This window comes from Rhodoferax sp. ZS1R25, from assembly GCF_056521335.1.
In genome coordinates, this window is the sequence record NZ_JBWMAZ010000001.1 from 1,981,926 (window position 1) to 1,997,583 (window position 15,658).

Annotated in this window: 13 protein-coding genes; 4 read left to right on the forward strand and 9 right to left on the reverse strand. The window is 62.6% G+C overall.

Translation table 11 applies throughout. From position 1 onward, the window contains the following. Window positions 1-34: 34 nt before the first annotated feature. The 5 genes from AC097R_RS09485 to hutC are packed head-to-tail and all read right to left on the reverse strand — an operon-like array spanning window position 35 to window position 4,722. On the reverse strand, window positions 35-1,429 hold the full coding sequence (locus AC097R_RS09485) for a formimidoylglutamate deiminase (protein WP_479597833.1): 1,395 nt from the start codon (window positions 1,427-1,429) through the stop codon (window positions 35-37). After that, window positions 1,426-2,223: an N-formylglutamate deformylase gene (gene hutG / locus AC097R_RS09490; protein ID WP_479597834.1), complete on the reverse strand. Its 798-nt coding sequence runs from the start codon at window positions 2,221-2,223 to the stop codon at window positions 1,426-1,428. Before hutG ends, AC097R_RS09485 begins: the two co-directional genes overlap by 4 nt. Then, complete coding sequence (gene hutI, locus AC097R_RS09495; protein WP_479597835.1) at window positions 2,220-3,437, reverse strand: imidazolonepropionase; 1,218 nt, start codon at window positions 3,435-3,437, stop codon at window positions 2,220-2,222. Before hutI ends, hutG begins: the two co-directional genes overlap by 4 nt. Then, a complete protein-coding gene (locus AC097R_RS09500) occupies window positions 3,434-4,024 on the reverse strand; it encodes a HutD/Ves family protein (RefSeq protein ID WP_479597836.1) in 591 nt (196 codons plus the stop codon). The genes hutI and AC097R_RS09500 overlap by 4 nt, the downstream gene beginning before the upstream one ends. Beyond that, a complete protein-coding gene (gene hutC, locus AC097R_RS09505; RefSeq protein WP_479597837.1) occupies window positions 4,021-4,722 on the reverse strand; it encodes a histidine utilization repressor in 702 nt (233 codons plus the stop codon). Before hutC ends, AC097R_RS09500 begins: the two co-directional genes overlap by 4 nt. Before the next feature lie 78 nt (window positions 4,723-4,800). Here hutC and hutU point away from each other — a divergent pair, with 78 nt between their 5' ends. The 3 genes from hutU to AC097R_RS09520 all read left to right on the forward strand — a co-directional run bounded on the left by hutU (window position 4,801) and on the right by AC097R_RS09520 (window position 9,335). Further along, on the forward strand, window positions 4,801-6,495 hold the full coding sequence (gene hutU, locus AC097R_RS09510; protein ID WP_479597838.1) for a urocanate hydratase: 1,695 nt from the start codon (window positions 4,801-4,803) through the stop codon (window positions 6,493-6,495). A 26-nt stretch (window positions 6,496-6,521) separates the two neighbouring features. Next, window positions 6,522-8,069, forward strand: coding sequence for a histidine ammonia-lyase (gene hutH, locus AC097R_RS09515; RefSeq protein WP_479597839.1), 1,548 nt, complete (start codon window positions 6,522-6,524; stop codon window positions 8,067-8,069). A gap of 96 nt (window positions 8,070-8,165) precedes the next feature. After that, window positions 8,166-9,335, forward strand: a complete 1,170-nt coding sequence (locus AC097R_RS09520; RefSeq protein WP_479597840.1) for an MFS transporter — start codon at window positions 8,166-8,168, stop codon at window positions 9,333-9,335. Here the strand turns inward: AC097R_RS09520 and AC097R_RS09525 are convergent. From AC097R_RS09525 to AC097R_RS09540, 4 genes are all read right to left on the reverse strand, one after another. Beyond that, complete coding sequence (locus AC097R_RS09525) at window positions 9,332-10,567, reverse strand: EAL domain-containing response regulator (protein ID WP_479597841.1); 1,236 nt, start codon at window positions 10,565-10,567, stop codon at window positions 9,332-9,334. The two genes, AC097R_RS09520 and AC097R_RS09525, sit on opposite strands and share 4 nt — an antisense overlap. Before the next feature lie 19 nt (window positions 10,568-10,586). Continuing rightward, the gene (locus AC097R_RS09530) at window positions 10,587-13,571 is read right to left on the reverse strand and encodes an MASE4 domain-containing protein (protein ID WP_479597842.1); all 2,985 of its coding nucleotides are present in this window, start codon (window positions 13,569-13,571) and stop codon (window positions 10,587-10,589) included. Window positions 13,572-13,740: 169 nt separating this feature from the next. Next, window positions 13,741-14,184, reverse strand: coding sequence for a cyanase (cynS, locus tag AC097R_RS09535; protein ID WP_479597843.1), 444 nt, complete (start codon window positions 14,182-14,184; stop codon window positions 13,741-13,743). A gap of 56 nt (window positions 14,185-14,240) precedes the next feature. Further along, complete coding sequence (locus AC097R_RS09540) at window positions 14,241-14,708, reverse strand: nuclear transport factor 2 family protein (RefSeq protein ID WP_479597844.1); 468 nt, start codon at window positions 14,706-14,708, stop codon at window positions 14,241-14,243. A 93-nt stretch (window positions 14,709-14,801) separates the two neighbouring features. On the opposite strand from AC097R_RS09540, the gene AC097R_RS09545 reads away from it, so the two are divergent. Continuing rightward, a complete protein-coding gene (locus AC097R_RS09545; RefSeq protein ID WP_479597845.1) occupies window positions 14,802-15,380 on the forward strand; it encodes a TetR/AcrR family transcriptional regulator in 579 nt (192 codons plus the stop codon). Window positions 15,381-15,658 lie beyond the last annotated feature (278 nt).

Sequence of the window (15,658 nt, forward strand, 5' to 3'; positions counted from 1 at the left end):
CGCAATGGATACGGGGGCTAGGGGCTGATTTTTCTTATATTCCCCAGAGCGACTGCATCGTGGCCTCAAAGTCCCCGGCGATGCGGTCCTGCTCGACATGGCGCCCGCCATGCACGACCTTGCGGCCCGCCACCCAGACCTCGCTGAGTGCGGCTGCATTGGTGGCAAACAGCAGCGCATCCAGCCGGTGGCTGGTGGGTATGCCGAGCAGACCCGGCGTCTGTACATCCAGCACCAGTGCATCGGCACGCGCGCCGCGCGTGAGGCCCCACAGCGCCTGACCCGCGGCCGGGCCGCCGGCGTGCAAGGCCGCATCGAAGAGGCGAGCGGCCGTGGCGGGTTGTTGCGTGGGCGCGGCGGCTACATTGCGTTGCTGCAGGCGCAGGCGCTGGCCGTACTCCAGCCAGCGCAGCTCTTCGGCCCACTGGCGGCTCACATGGCTGTCTGACCCCAGCGCCATGGGCACGCCGGCGTTCAGCCACGCAGGCAGATCGGCAATGCCGTCGCCCAGGTTGCCCTCGGTGCTGGGGCAGATGACGATGCCCGCGCCGCTGCGCGCCACCGCGTCAATCTCGGCCTGCTCGGTGTGCGTGGCATGCACCAGCTGCCAGCGGGCGTCCATGCGCCAGCGGTGACCGAGCCATGCAATGGGTCGCTGGCCGGTGCTGGTCAGGCAATCGCGCACCTCCTGCATCTGCTCCGCCACATGGATGTGGATGGGTATGTCCGCATCGCCCACTTGGGCGAGCAAGGCGTCGATGGATTCAGCCGAGGCTGCGCGCAGCGAATGGATGGCCACACCCGCATTCACCAGCGGCCGGCCACGGGCCCGCACCGTGGTCTGCAGCCGGGAAATGAAATCCGGTGTGCCTGCAAAGCGGCGCTGGTCCGGCCGCAGCGTGGGCTGGGAAAAGCCTGCGCGCTCGTACAGCACGGGCAGCAGCGTCAGGCCCAGGCCTGCGTCGGCGGCCGCGTCGGCCACGGCCCAGGCCATGGTGGCTTCGTCCGCGTAGGGCAGCCCGTCGGGCTGGTGGTGCAGGTAGTGGAATTCGCACACCTGCGTGTAGCCGCCCTGCAGCAGCTCTACGTACAGCTGCGCCGCCACCGCACGCAGCTGCGCAGGCGTGATGCGCAGCGCCACGCCGTACATGCGGTCGCGCCAGGACCAGAAATCATCCGCTGCCGATTCGCGCCGTTCGGCCAGGCCGGCAAACGCGCGTTGAAACGCGTGGCTGTGTGCGTTGACCATGCCCGGCAGCACGGGGCCGGGCAGCACGGTGGCGTGGGCGGGCGGCGTGTGGATGTTGGGCGTGATGTCGGCCCAGTGGCCTTGCGCGTCCACGGTCAGACACACGTTCTGTTCCCAGCGGCCGCTTTTGCTAGAACCGTTTATCCAGGCCTGCGGTGCCCACAGCAAAGCTTCGCTCATGCGGACCCCCAGTTCACCATCGTCTGCACCAGCGCCCGCAGCACGGGCAGCACGACTGCTGCACGTGCCGGGTCAATCGCGTAAGGCGGCTCCTCGGCCATGTAGCAGCGCCAGCACATCTCCAGCTGGATGGCGTGCACGTTCTCGGCCGGGCGGCCGTAGTGGCGGGTGATATGGCCGCCTTTGAAGCGGCCGTCCACCACCTGGCTGAAGTGGCACTGGCTTTGCAATACTTTTGATAGCGCCTCGCGCAATGCGGGCGAGGCGCTGCTGCCATTTACGGTGCCAAGGTTCAGGTCTGGCAGCTGTCCGTCAAACAACCAGGGCAGCACAGAGCGGATGCTGTGCGCATCGAACAGCACGGCGTGGCCGTGCACGGCGCGCAGGCGCTGCAGCTCGGCCTGCAGGGCGTCGTGGTACGGGCGCCAGTAGGTATCGCGGCGTTGCGCTACCTCAGCCTCATCGGGCGCCTGGCCTTCCAGATACAGCGGGTCGCCGCTGAAAAAGCGGGAGGGGCACAGTTCGGTGTTGTTCACGCCGGGGTACATGGGAGCGTTCTCGGGCGGGCGGTTCAGGTCCACCACATAGCGGGCGTAGCGCGGCACGATGGTGCCCGCGCCCAGGCTACGCACAAAGCTGTAGAGTGGCTCCAGGTGCCAGTCGGTGTCTTCGGTGGCCAGCGCGCGCGGCACCATGCGGGCTTGCAGGTCAGACGGAATCTCGGTGCCCACATGCGGAAAGCTCACTAAGAGCGGGGTGCTGCCGGGCGTCAAGGTCAACACGGGATGGGTCATAGCGTGCGCTCCAGTCCGCCCACGACGGTGCGGCGGCAAGGGTTGTGGCCAAACCAGTAGGCCAGCTCGTTGGGGTGTTCCAGGTCCCACACGCAGAAATCCGCGCGTTGGCCGGCGGTCAGCGTGCCGCGGTCGTGCAGGCCCAGCGCGCGTGCGCCGTGCACCGTGGCGCCGCGCAGTGCCTCTTCGGGCGTCAGGCGGAACAGCGTGCAGGCCATGCTGAGCATCAGCAGCAGCGACAGGCCGGGCGAGGTGCCTGGGTTGTGGTCGGTGGCGATGGCCATGGGCACGCGGTGCACGCGCAAGGCTTCTATGGGTGGGAGCTTGGTATCGCGCAAAAAATAATACGCGCCCGGCAGCAGTACAGCCACGGTGTCTGCGGCTTGCATGGCGCGTATGCCGGACTCGCTGAGGTGCTCCAGATGGTCACACGACAGCGCCCCAAACTCGGCCGCCAGCGCCGCACCACTCTGGTCGCTGAGCTGCTCGGCATGCAGCTTGACCGGCAAACCCAGCGCGCGTGCGGCTTCAAATACGCGCCGCGTCTGTGCGGGCGTAAAGCCAATGTTTTCGCAAAACGCGTCCACCGCGTCCACCAGGCCCTCGGCCTGCAGCGCAGGCATCCAGGCGCAGACGGCGTCTACATAGTCGTCGGTGCGGCCCGCGAACTCGGGTGGTACGGCGTGCGCACCCAGGTAGGTGGTGCGCACGCTCAGCGGCAGCGCATCGTCCAGCGCGCGCGCCACGCGCAGGCAGCGGGCTTCATCCCATTCGCTCAGTCCGTAGCCTGATTTGATTTCCAGCGTGGTCACGCCTTCGGCCATCAGGCCTTGTGCGCGGCGCATGGCGCTTGTCAACAGTTCCTCGTCACTCGCGGCGCGGGTGGCCGCCACGGTGGAGCGTATGCCGCCGCCCGCACGCGCAATCTCTTCGTAGCTGGCGCCTTGCAGACGCAACTCAAACTCGGCCGCGCGCTGACCACCGTAGACCAGGTGCGTGTGGCAGTCCACCAGGCCAGGTGTCAGCAGAGCGCCGCCCAGGTCGTATTCGTCTTCCACCAGTTTGGCCTGTGCTGCGGGCAGGGCCGCTGCAGCGCCGGCCCAGACGATGCGATCACTTTGTGTGAGCAGCGCGCCGTCCGCGATCCACCCCCAGGGGGTGTTGCCATGCAGGGTGGCCAGGTTGGCGTTGCGCCAAAGGGTGAGGGCGGTCATGCGTGTCCTCCAATGGTGGCACTGTCGGGTGAAAAGCCCAGCCAGTAGGCGCACAGGGCTTGGGTGCTGTCGTCGACCAAAAACTGCCAAGTTGCGCTGCGCGGCGTGGCGTGCCACAGCAGCGTGTGGGCGGCCAGGCGCAGCGTCTGTGTGCCATCGCTCCACCGCCCGGCTTGGCAGGTGTAGAGGCCGCAGGCGGCAAACGTGGCGGACCACGCCTGGCCCGGCCGTGCCGCTTGCATCAAGCCTTTGCCAGTGCGCACCATCAGGTTCAGGTCTTGCGTGGGGCCGTCCAGCAGGCGGCAGGCGGGTGCATCGGCACCGTCAAAGCACAGCGGTGCGTCGCCCGCATGCAACCGGCGTTCGCTACCCAGCTGCAGCGCCACGCCCGCTCCCTGCAGCACCGCAAACCAACGCTGTACACCGGGGAAGGCAGAAAAGGGGCCGTCCGCATCGATGTCGGCCCGGCTGATGCGCAGCTGCCCGTTCGGCCCCGCAGGCCAGGTCAGCAGTTCACGCGTTTGCCCGCCGCCATTGCGCCAGGGTTGGGGGGCGCATTCCTGGGCCTGGACCAATTGCGGCGTCATGGCTTGAACTGCCCGTGGATCTGGTAGCGCGTGCCGGGGTGCACCAGCCGCGCCAGGGTGATGGGCACGTCGCGGTTCATGGTGCGGCGCACGACGATGAGGCAGGGGTCTTGCGGTGCAATGCCCAGCAGCTCGGCCTCGTGCGCGCTGGGCGGGCCGGCCTCGATGGAGTACTGCGCTTCCCACAGCGGGGCCACCGCCAGCAAGTAGTGTGTGGGCGTGGTCTGGGTGAAGTCGGTTTGCAGATAGTCGGGCGCGCAGGCTGGGTTCACATAGCGGTCTTCGCACTGCAGGGGCACGCCATTTTCGTAATGCACGATGAGCGTGTGGAACACCGGCGCCCCCCGTGGCAGGCCCAGCTGCTGCGCCAGGCCATCAGCCGTGGGCTCTGCGCGGGACAGCACCACGCGCGCATGGTGCTGGTGGCCGCGGGCCAGGATTTCTTCGTGCAAGTCTTTGATGGTGAGCGTGGACGACACGCGCGCCAAGTGGGCCGCAAAGGTGCCCACCCCCTGAATGCGCGTGACCAGCCCTTCCGCCTGCAGCTCGCGTATGGCACGGCCCACCGTCATGCGGCTGACCTGGAATTGGCTGACCAGCTCGGATTCCGATGGCATTTGCGTGCCGGGCGTCCATTGGCCCTGGGCCAGGCCGTCTTTCAGGAAATCTTTGACACGGGTGTAGGGAGCTTGGGGCATGAATAAATTGTAGTTGCATAGACATGTCTAGACAAGTAAACTTTGCGCCATCTGACGTTGACCCTGAAAGAAACCACCATGCCAACTTCCAAAATACCTGCCCAAGCCCACCCCGTGCGCGCGCCCCGTGGCACGGTGCTGCATTGCAAAAACTGGCTCATCGAAGCCGCCTACCGCATGTTGCAAAACAACCTGGACCCCGAGGTCGCCGAGAACCCCGACGCTCTGGTGGTGTACGGCGGCATTGGCAAGGCCGCGCGCAACTGGGACTGCTACGAGGCCATCCTGGAAAGCCTGCGCAACTTGAACGAAGACGAAACCCTGCTGGTGCAAAGTGGCAAGCCCGTGGGCGTGTTCCGCAGCCACGCGGATGCGCCGCGTGTGCTGATTGCCAACTCCAACTTGGTGCCCAAGTGGGCGACGTGGGAGCATTTCCACGAGCTGGATAAGAAGGGCCTGATGATGTACGGGCAGATGACGGCCGGCAGCTGGATCTACATCGGCAGCCAGGGCATTGTGCAGGGCACGTATGAGACCTTTGTGGAAGCTGGCAAGCAGCACTACGGTGGCAGCCTGGCCGGTCGCTGGATACTGACCGCCGGGCTTGGCGGCATGGGCGGTGCGCAGCCGCTGGCGGCCAGCTTTGCGGGCGCTTCGTCGCTCAACATCGAATGCCAGCAAAGCCGCATCGATTTCCGCCTCAAGACCCGTTACGTAGACGAGCAGGCCACCGACTTGGACGATGCACTGGCGCGCCTGGCTAAGTACAGCGCCGCGAAGAAAGCCGTGTCCATTGCGCTACTGGGTAATGCGGCCGACGTATTGCCCGAGTTGGTGAAACGTGTGAAGAACGGTGCCATTCGCCCCGACATCGTGACCGACCAGACCTCGGCCCACGACCTGGTGAACGGCTACCTCCCCAGCGGCTGGACGGTGGAGCAGTGGCGCGCCGCACAGACGGACGACAACCGGCACGCCGCGTTGCGCCAGGCCGCGGCCCAGAGTTGCGCCGTGCACGTGCAGGCCATGCTGGACTTTCAGGCCATGGGCGTGCCCACGGTGGACTATGGCAACAACATCCGCCAGGTGGCGCTGGACCAGGGCGTGCAGAACGCGTTCGACTTCCCCGGCTTTGTGCCCGCCTATGTCCGTCCGCTGTTCTGCCGCGGCAAAGGTCCATTCCGCTGGGTGGCGCTGAGCGGCGACCCCGAAGACATCCGCAAGACCGACGCCAAGATGAAAGAGCTGTTCCCCGAAGACAAGGCGCTGCACCGCTGGCTGGACATGGCGGGCGAGCGCATCGCCTTCCAGGGCCTGCCCGCACGCATCTGCTGGATCGGCCTGGGCGAGCGCCACCGCGCCGGCCTGGCCTTCAACGAAATGGTGAAGAGTGGCGAGCTGAAAGCGCCCATCGTCATCGGCCGTGACCACTTGGACAGCGGCAGCGTGGCATCGCCCAACCGTGAAACCGAAAGCATGCAGGATGGCAGCGATGCCGTGAGCGACTGGCCGCTGCTCAACGCGTTGCTCAACACTGCTGGTGGCGCCACCTGGGTCAGCCTGCACCACGGCGGTGGCGTGGGCATGGGCTATAGCCAGCACAGCGGCGTCGTTATCGTGGCCGATGGCAGCGATGCGGCCGCCAAGCGCCTGGAGCGCGTGCTGTGGAACGACCCCGGCACCGGTGTGATGCGCCACGCCGATGCGGGCTACGACATTGCCGTGCAGTGCGCCAAAGAACAGGGCATGAACTTGCCCATGCTGGCGAAATAATCCACAACAACAAGAAAGCACATTCCATGACATCTCTCGTTTTGAACCCCGGCAAGATCACGCTCGACGAGCTGGGCCTGATCCACGCCGGCGTGTGCCAATTGAGCCTGCCCGACTCCGCCCGCGTAGCCATGCGCGCGTCGCACGCGCTGGTGAAGGCCGCGGCCGATGGTGACGCACCCGTGTACGGCGTGAACACCGGTTTTGGCAAGCTGGCCAACAAGCGCATCGACAAGGACCAACTGGCCACGCTGCAGCGCAATCTGATCCGCAGCCACAGCGTAGGCGTGGGCGAGCCACTGGCCGCGCCCATCATGCGGCTGATGATGGCCACCAAGGCCGCCAGCCTGGCACGTGGTTACTCTGGTTGCCGCGAGCGGGTGGTAGACACGCTGCTGGCCGTGCACAACGCGGGCCTGGTGCCCTTTGTTCCTGCGCAAGGCTCGGTGGGGGCATCGGGCGATCTGGCGCCGCTGTCCCACATGACGTTGGCGCTGATGGGCGAGGGCGACATGATGGTGGACGGTGTGCGCGTGCCCGCACTGCAGGCGCTGCAACACGCCGGTATTGCGCCGCTGGAGCTGGAGGCCAAGGAGGGGCTGGCCCTCATCAATGGCACGCAGACATCGACCGCGCTGGCGCTGCACGGCCTGCTGGCCTTTGAGCCGGTGCTGGAAGCCGCGCTGCTGATTGGTGCGCTGACGCTGGACGCCGCCCGCGGTAGCGACGGCCCGTTTGACCCGCGCATTCACGCCGTGCGCGGCCAACCCGGGCAGATCGACGTGGCGCAGTACTACCGCGAACTTCTCAAGGGCAGCCCCATCCGAGCCAGCCATGCCGAGAACGATGACCGCGTGCAAGACCCATACTGTCTGCGTTGCCAGCCGCAGGTGGTAGGCGCCTGCCTGGACCAACTGCGCCACGCCGCGCGCGTGTTGCTCATCGAGGCCAATGCCGTAACGGACAACCCGCTCGTGTTTCCCGACGATGGAGCGATGATCTCCGGTGGCAACTTCCATGCAGAGCCAGTCGCCTTGGCCGCGGATGGCATGGCCTTGGCCATCGCCGAGGTGGGCGCCATTGCAGAGCGCCGCATTGCCATGCTGATCGACAGCGGTGTGTCGCGCCTGCCGCCGTTCCTCACGGCCGATGCGGGCCTCAACAGCGGCTTCATGATTGCGCACGTGACTGCTGCAGCGTTGGCGTCGGAAAACAAATCCATGGCCCATCCCGCCAGTGTGGACAGCTTGCCCACCAGCGCCAACCAGGAAGACCATGTGTCCATGGCCACCTTCGCCGCGCGCCGGTTGCAGGGCATGATCCACAACACCGCCCACATCCTTGGCATCGAGCTACTGGCCGCCGCGCAGGGCATCGAGTTTTTGCGTCCGCTGAAAAGCTCACCCGTGCTGGAAGCCGTGCACGCGCTGCTGCGCAAAGATGTGCCTGCCCACAACGTGGACCGCTACCTCGCGCCGGACATCGCGCATGCCACCCAGTTGGTGCGCGATGGCGCGGTAGCCCGGCTGCTCAAGCCACTGGGCGGCTTGCCCAAGTTGTGGATTCCAGGGTGAGTTTGGGTTGGCCACTGGCGCCGTGTGAGGCTCCGCGCTAAAGTCCCGGGTGCAATGAAACATTGGCTGCTACCGCATGACACACAGCCCAGCGTCATGCCCGTGCTGGTGGGCCGTGCATTGCGTGCCTTCGCGGATGGCTATGTCGCGGTGTTGCTGCCGGCGTACCTGATGGCTTTGGGCCTGGGCACTTGGGAGGTGGGCGTGCTTGCCACCTCCACCTTGCTTGGGTCGGCGCTAGCCACGGTGGCCATTGGCGCCTGGGGCTACCGCGTCCACCATGGGCGTTTGCTATTGGGCGCTGCACTATTGATGAGCGCAACAGGCTTCGCGTTTGCGTTGAGTTCCACATTCTGGCCATTGATGCTGATTGCATTTGTGGGGACGCTGAACCCGAGCTCTGGCGACGTGAGTCTTTTTCTTCCTTTGGAGCATGCACGCATCGCCGAGGCCGCCGATGGTGATGCTCGCACGGCGCTGTTTGCGCGCTACAGCTTGATGGGATCGCTGCTTTCCGCGTTTGGTGCGCTCGCGGCCGCCGTACCAGGATTGCTCAGCGCGTGGTTAGGCGTATCCCCGCTGAGAGCCTTGCGCTGCATGTTCGTGCTTTACGGATGTGTTGGCCTGATGGTGTGGATGCTTTACCTGCGCTTGCCAAAACCCCATATGGAGCAGCGCAAGCCGGCCATTCCACTGGGGCCTTCCCGGAAAATCGTGATTCGACTGGCAACGCTGTTTTCTGTGGACTCTTTTGCGGGTGGTTTGGTGGTCAACGCCCTGTTGGCGCTTTGGCTCTTTCAGCGCTTCGGCATGTCGGTTGCGTCTGCAGGGCATTTTTTCTTTTGGTCCGGGCTTTGCTCTGCTGCATCTCAACTGGCCGCACCACGTCTGGCCAAACGCGTTGGACTGCTGAACACCATGGTGTTCACACACATCCCTGCCAGCGTATGCCTGATTGCGGCCGCCTTCGTTTCGAATTTGCATGTTGTTCTCGCGTTGCTGATCGTTCGATCACTGCTGTCCCAAATGGATGTTCCCGCCCGTAGCGCGTTTGTGATGGCCGTAGTGACTCCCGGTGAGCGTGCCGCTGCCGCAAGCTTCACCCTGGTTCCCAAAAGCCTGGCTTCGGCTGCAGCCCCCACCATCGGAGGCGCGCTCTTTGCGGTAGGCATGCTGTCTGCCCCTTTGATTGCATGCGGTCTTCTTAAGATTTCATACGACCTGGCAATCTGGCAAGCCTTTAGAAAACACAAACCTGTGGCTTAGCCTCGGGACAATTTCGGGGCCTGGGCAGACGTATCATTTCCCAAACTGCGTCGATACGAGTCGACCCACCGTACAAACTCGCTGGCAGAGATGGGCCGAGAAATGTGATACCCCTGTGCCAGATCGCAGGCAGTGGAACGCAAGAAGGCCCAATCGTCCGCATCCTCCACACCCTCTGCCACCACCTTCATGCCCAGCTCCTTGGCCAAGCCGACACTGGCGTTAAAGATCGCACGAATGTTTTCTGTATCGTGGGCCCCGTGTACAAAGCTCCGGTCAATCTTCAGTTCGTCAAAAGGCAGGTCGCGCAGTTGCGTCAGAGAAGAATGTCCAGTACCAAAATCGTCGATGGATAGCCCAAAGCGCTTGAGCCGCAATCGGGTCAAGATTTCTAACGGAGCACGCAAGTCGTGCATCAGCCGGCTTTCCGTCACTTCCAGGATGAGCGCAGTGGGCGCAATGCCGGCCGATGCGGCCATTGCGGAAACCATATCTGGAAAGTCCAGTGCGCTGAGGTTGTCCATAGAAACATTCACCGACACCTGGAGCTCCAGCCCCATGTGCTTCCACGCCGCCATGTCTTGCAGGGCCTGCTCCAGAACCAAATGGGTCAGGTCGTCAATCAGGCCATATGCCTCAGCAACGCCGATGAATTGATCCGGGTAGACCAGGCCGTCCGTGGGGTGTTGCCAACGTACCAGCGCTTCCACGCCCACCACTTTGCCCGTGGACAAGGCCACCTTCGGTTGGTAGTAGTTGACCAATTGCTTCGTCGCGATGGCTTGTCGCAACGCATCTTCATGGTAGGTCTTTTCCGCAATGCTGCGCGGTGCGGAAATGGGCATCCTCCAGGCTTCCATCATGACTTCCAGGCTCGCGGGAGTTACCGGTTTCTGCAGGCAACCCAATACTTCGATGTGATGGGCTTGCACGAGTCTTCGCATGGATTGCAAGGTGCGCTCATCCTCACCACTCACGAGCACCAAGCTGCCGGAGTAGCCGTGCTCCACCAGACGGCGGACAAACTCCACGCCGTCCATGCCAGGCATGTTGATGTCGCAAAAGATGAGTTGCGGTGCCGCGTGTTCGTCTACCAACGCCAGTGCGGCCGACCCGTTGTCGCAGGTGGTCACGTCATGGAAGCCTTTTCTGGCCAACAAATAGGCCAGCACCTTGAGGATGAATGGCTCATCGTCCAGCACCAGCACTTTCAGATCGAGGGGGATACGCATATCGTGTTCCGAATCGACTTTAAGGGGGCGCCAGGTCTTTCCGGACAGCAGGGCTTGGGTGGTCGCCCGACAAGACGCCCGCCAAATAGGTGTCGACCTGCTGCATCTCGCCCAGCAAGCGATCGTGCAACGGCTGCAGGCTCGACTTGTCATGACGCGCTGCTGCCGCTTCAAGTTCTTCGCACAGCGCCCCCAATGCCAGCGCACCGACCGATCGAGCGGCCGATTTCAATTGGTGCGCGGCAGCAACAATGTCGGCGTCGCTCTGGGATGCAAATGCTCGGACGATCTCTTGCTGATTGCGTTGGGCACTGCGTCGGAACTCGTGCAGGAATTCTGCGATGACGTGTGGGTCATCACCGATCAGATCACTCAGTACGCGGACATCTACCGGACTACCATGCGTTTGTTCCGTGATCACGGTCGGTGCGACAAGCGTTGCAGTCGCCACCTTGGGCAACCATTTTTCCAGCATGGCCTCCAGCTCGGCCAACGGCACGGGCTTGCGCAGGAAGTCGTCCATACCGGCATTGCGGCAGTTTTCAGCTTCGCTTTTGAGGGCATTGGCGCTCAAGGCGATGATGGGTATGCGCGCTGATTGCTCAGAACCCAACGCCAACTTTGCTTCCTGAGCCCGTATGGCCACGCTGAGCTGATAGCCGTCCATGCCCGGCATATGCAGGTCGGTCAGTATCAAAGCGTAGTCGCCGCTCTGCCAGCGGTGCAACGCGTGCAGTCCATCGCCTGTCACATCTGCCGTGAGTCCCAGCAGCGCGAATTGCTGGATGATGACTTTCTGGTTCATGGCGTTGTCTTCCGCCACCAGAATCAGCCGTCCCAGTCGGCGCGCTTCCTCACGCGAGAGTGTGGTGGGCAGCGCTGCCGCATGCCTGGGTTTTTCGACCACATCAGCACTTTCATCGTCTTCTTGCGCCCGCCCCGCCGCAATGGCAACGGAGCGCAGCAGGGCCGAGCGTGTGAGCACGTTCCCGTCCACCGTGACCCGGTCTGCATCTACGCGGTGCGGGTAACGGTCAGGGCCACGCCCGATGACGACAAAGCGCGCATCGATGGATGGATTGAGTGCTGCAATGTCGCGCAGCATATCGACCGATGGAGGTTGGTTGGAGCCGGCGTTGATGATCCAGATCCACAGGCCGGGTTCCAGTGAGGAGGCCATCATGCGCAGCCCCTGCAGGTCTGCTACCGATTGGGTGCGAACTTCAGCGTCAACCAGGTACGCCTGTAAATCTCTGGCAATGTCACCTCCGCCTCCATCCTCAACGACCAAGCACGCCAGTCCTGCGACCAACGGCGGCGGTTTGCGCTCGTCCTCGGGGATAGTCAGAACCTTGAAGGGCATGTGCAGAACGAAGCGAGAGCCCTGACCTGGCGTACTGTGCACGCTCACGGTGCCGCCCATCAGAGACGCCAACTTTTGGGAAATGGCCAACCCCAGGCCGGTGCCACCAAAGCGCCGCGTGGTGGACGCGTCGGCTTGGCTAAACGCGGTGAAGAGGCGCGCGATAGTCGCCTCATCCATGCCAATGCCGTTGTCAATGACCTGAAATTCAATGTGGGCATGGCCTGCCTCCAAGCGCATCAGTACGGCCCGCACCAGAACCTTGCCGACGCGCCTGGTCCCCCCTGAAAATTTGACGGCGTTGTTGATCAGGTTGATCAACACTTGGCGTAAACGCAGACTATCGCCCTCCACACTGTGTGGAATCGCCGGGTCCGTGAACAGCGTGAGCTCGACATTCTGTTTCTCCGCCAGCCGGTTCAGCATGACGCAGACCTTCTCCACCACCTCGGTCACAGACAGCGATCGGGCTTCGATCGCCATATGGCCCGCCTCGATCTTCGAGAAGTCCAAAATGTCGTCAATGATGGTCAGTAGCGAGAATGCGGACTCTCGGATCAGCTCGACCATGTCGACCTGGTGGCCCTTGAGGCTGGAGCGCGCCAGCACTTCGACCATTCCGATGACGCCGTTCATCGGTGTACGGATTTCGTGGCTCATCGCGGCTAGAAAGTCCGATTTGGCTTGGGTCGCAGCATCGGCGGCATTGCGTGCGCGCTCCAACTCTTCGTTTCTGCGTTGTTCGCGCGCATTGGCGTGGGCGAGCTCCATGTGCAAGCGTCCGTTTTCCAGCAACAGCACCATCAAGACGAAGGACGATGCCAAGAGTCCGTAGACCCGTCCTCCATAGAACCCGAGGTCAAAACGCGCCCCATTGAGCAGTGCGGCCAAGCCGATATCGCAGAGCCAAGCGGTCAACGAAACGATCAACCACAGATCCAACACGCTGCGCTCTTTACTGCGCCATACTTTGAACAGAGCCAGTAAAGACAGCGCCCACGTACAAGCCGCAACAAAAATCTTGCGCGGATCGTCCCGATTGCCACGCATGATGGCCGGTAGGGTGTCATGCCCGATGGTTGTCAGAAACACCAGAAGCCCGCACAACGCCAGCGTTGCCAGCACAGGAAGCGCAACCGTAGAGGGTGTTGCCGTCTGTGGCGGTGGCCCCACTGAGGGAGTCCGCTTGGTTTCCTTGAGGCGGATGTAGACCAGAACAAATATCGGAAAGCCACCGTGCCACAGAAAGTACAGCCACGCCGTGGTTTGAGCGCCTCCACCCACTACGCCTCCCGGTGCGAATAGGCCGGGAAAGCTGAGGGCATGTGCAGTCGCCATCACGGCGCAAAAAAGATAGCCACACACCAAGACCAACAGGGCTGGTGTGCGCAGGAAGCGGTAATGCCCTAACAGCAGCACCGCGGTAATGATGTCATTGGTAATGACCGCTGACTGGTACAGAGGAATGAACGCCGGAACTGGCGTGAGCGCGACCCGTGCAAAAGGCGCCGCTGCGAGAAAGACGAGCAGGGATACACCAATCGTCGCGGCAGCCAACCACCCATGCCGCTGATCTGCAGACATGGTGGACAAGAACGCCGATTCAGCAGGTGGGGCGTACACCTGGGATGTTGAAGACATGGTCTGGGCGGCCCTCCCTCCGCACAACTGCCAACTCCACACGGAACCCTGTGTCGGGTCTCAGCAGGAGCCTTTCATGCCACAGCATGTCCTTCCAACGCTGGGCAGCTTATTCCTAAACTGCAGTGCAATCAAGAGGGGGCGGATGAGATTACCCCCCTCGCTGCGCTCAGTACTGCTTGTACGGAAGAAACTTGCCCGACAGCACCACGTTGACTCGGTCCCCCTTGGGGTCGGGTTGGCGCACGATGTCCATGCTGAAGTCGATCGCGCTCATGATGCCATCACCAAATTCCTCGTGAATCAGTTCCTTAATGGTGGTGCCGTAGACGTTGACCAGTTCGTACCAGCGGTAGATCAGGGGGTCGGTAGGGACTGCCGTGGGCAGCGAGCCTTTGTAGGGCACCACCTGCAGCCATTTGATCTCTTCGGCGCTCAGGCCAAAAATCTTGCCAACAACCTTGGCCTGCTTTTCATCGAAGGTCATTTGGCCCAGGCAGCCCGCGGTGACCCACTCTTTGCTTAGCCCCACCTTCTTGGCGACGCTCTCCCATTTCAGCCCTTTGGCGACTTTGGCGGTGATGATTTTTTCGGTAACGTCGTTGCGGTTCATAGGTGCTCCTGGGTGGCAGTGGTTAGAAAGTCAAAAGTGAATGCAAGAATCACACCTTACAGGCCGAGATTGCTCAGCCCCGGGTGGTCGTCGGGGCGACGCCCCAGTGGCCAGAAGAATTTGCGCTCAGATGCTTGGATCGGCTGGTCGTTGATGCTTGCGTGGCGATGGGTCATCAAGCCGTCCGCGTTGAATTCCCAGTTCTCATTGCCGTAGCTGCGGAACCAGTGGCCTGCATCGTCGTGCCATTCGTACGCGAAGCGCACTGCAATCCGGTGGTCGGCGTGGGCCCATATCTCCTTGATCAACCGGTAGTCCAGTTCACGCGTCCATTTGCGCTCCAGCAGAGCCTGCGCTGCCTCTCTGCCAACCGGAAACTCGGCACGGTTGCGCCAGCGTGTGTCGGTGCTGTAGGCCAGCACCACGCGTGCTGGATCGCGCGAGTTCCAGGCGTCTTCCGCCAGCCGCACCTTTTGTATGGCGGTTGCAAGGGTAAATGGGGGGACTGGTGGACGGGCTTCCATGGGGACCTTTTTAAAGCGGCGGAGTAGTCTGTAGACAGATCTGTCTACATACGAATATTAATGGATGTAGACAGACTTGTCTACAATGTCTGCATGTCGCTATTTGCCACTCCCGAATTGAAAGATCAGCCTGCCCGTGACCGCATCTTGCTGACGGCGCACAGGCTTTTCTACAGCGATGGCATTCGGGCTACGGGCATCGACCGCGTGATTGCAGAGTCAGGCGTGGCTAAGGTGACCTTCTACCGCCACTTCCCCAGCAAAAACGAGTTGATCCAGGCGTTCCTCACCTACCGGCATGAACAGTGGATGGGTTGGTTTGCCGATGCCTTGCGCCGATACGGAACCCAATGCGTGGGCCTGGGCGCAGTGGTCCCCGCGCTGCGTGAGTGGTTGGAAGATGAGGGTTTTCGGGGCTGCGCGTTTATCAACAGCGTGGTGGAGCTGGGGGGAGCCCAGCCCGAAGTTGTGGCCATTGCCCAGATGCACAAAGAGGGTATGACGGCGGCAGTTGCTGCCTTGCTTCCTCCATCGAAGAACCGCTTGCTCACCGCACAGGCGGTGGCTTTGGCTATCGATGGAGCGATTGTGCAGGCCCAGTGGGCAGAGCGCCCTGATGGCGCTCTATCCAACCTTGCGCACCTGTTGCACGCCCTTCAAGCAAGGCCCTGATTCGACGTCATCGCAGGCAGCCACCTGGCCAAGCTTTTTTTTTGCGGCAAGCAAGAAATCTCCATACTTCGTATAATCCACCCATGTTCTCTATCAAAGATTTGATCCTCACCTAGCCTTACCGCTCTGTCGGCAAGGCTATATGTCTTGCCGGTCTTTGAACCCCAAAACCCCGGCAGTTTTCTGTGCGGGGTTTTTTGTTTTTTGCGAGTATTTCCTATGCGTACCTTTGACAAGCTGATTGCCACAATTCATTCACACCAGTGGATGGTGGGCTT

Excerpts from the sequence above, each read along its gene's own strand:
- AC097R_RS09525 (WP_479597841.1), bottom strand. The coding sequence starts at position 10,567 with ATGCGTATCCCCCTCGATCTGAAAGTGCTGGTGCTGGACGATGAGCCA.
- hutG (WP_479597834.1), bottom strand. The coding sequence starts at position 2,223 with ATGACCCATCCCGTGTTGACCTTGACGCCCGGCAGCACCCCGCTCTTA.
- AC097R_RS09530 (WP_479597842.1), bottom strand. The coding sequence starts at position 13,571 with ATGTCTTCAACATCCCAGGTGTACGCCCCACCTGCTGAATCGGCGTTC.
- hutH (WP_479597839.1), top strand. The coding sequence starts at position 6,522 with ATGACATCTCTCGTTTTGAACCCCGGCAAGATCACGCTCGACGAGCTG.
- cynS (WP_479597843.1), bottom strand. The coding sequence starts at position 14,184 with ATGAACCGCAACGACGTTACCGAAAAAATCATCACCGCCAAAGTCGCC.
- hutU (WP_479597838.1), top strand. The coding sequence starts at position 4,801 with ATGCCAACTTCCAAAATACCTGCCCAAGCCCACCCCGTGCGCGCGCCC.
- AC097R_RS09500 (WP_479597836.1), bottom strand. The coding sequence starts at position 4,024 with ATGACGCCGCAATTGGTCCAGGCCCAGGAATGCGCCCCCCAACCCTGG.
- hutI (WP_479597835.1), bottom strand. The coding sequence starts at position 3,437 with ATGACCGCCCTCACCCTTTGGCGCAACGCCAACCTGGCCACCCTGCAT.
- AC097R_RS09485 (WP_479597833.1), bottom strand. The coding sequence starts at position 1,429 with ATGAGCGAAGCTTTGCTGTGGGCACCGCAGGCCTGGATAAACGGTTCT.
- AC097R_RS09545 (WP_479597845.1), top strand. The coding sequence starts at position 14,802 with ATGTCGCTATTTGCCACTCCCGAATTGAAAGATCAGCCTGCCCGTGAC.
- AC097R_RS09540 (WP_479597844.1), bottom strand. The coding sequence starts at position 14,708 with ATGGAAGCCCGTCCACCAGTCCCCCCATTTACCCTTGCAACCGCCATA.
- AC097R_RS09520 (WP_479597840.1), top strand. The coding sequence starts at position 8,166 with ATGCCCGTGCTGGTGGGCCGTGCATTGCGTGCCTTCGCGGATGGCTAT.
- hutC (WP_479597837.1), bottom strand. The coding sequence starts at position 4,722 with ATGCCCCAAGCTCCCTACACCCGTGTCAAAGATTTCCTGAAAGACGGC.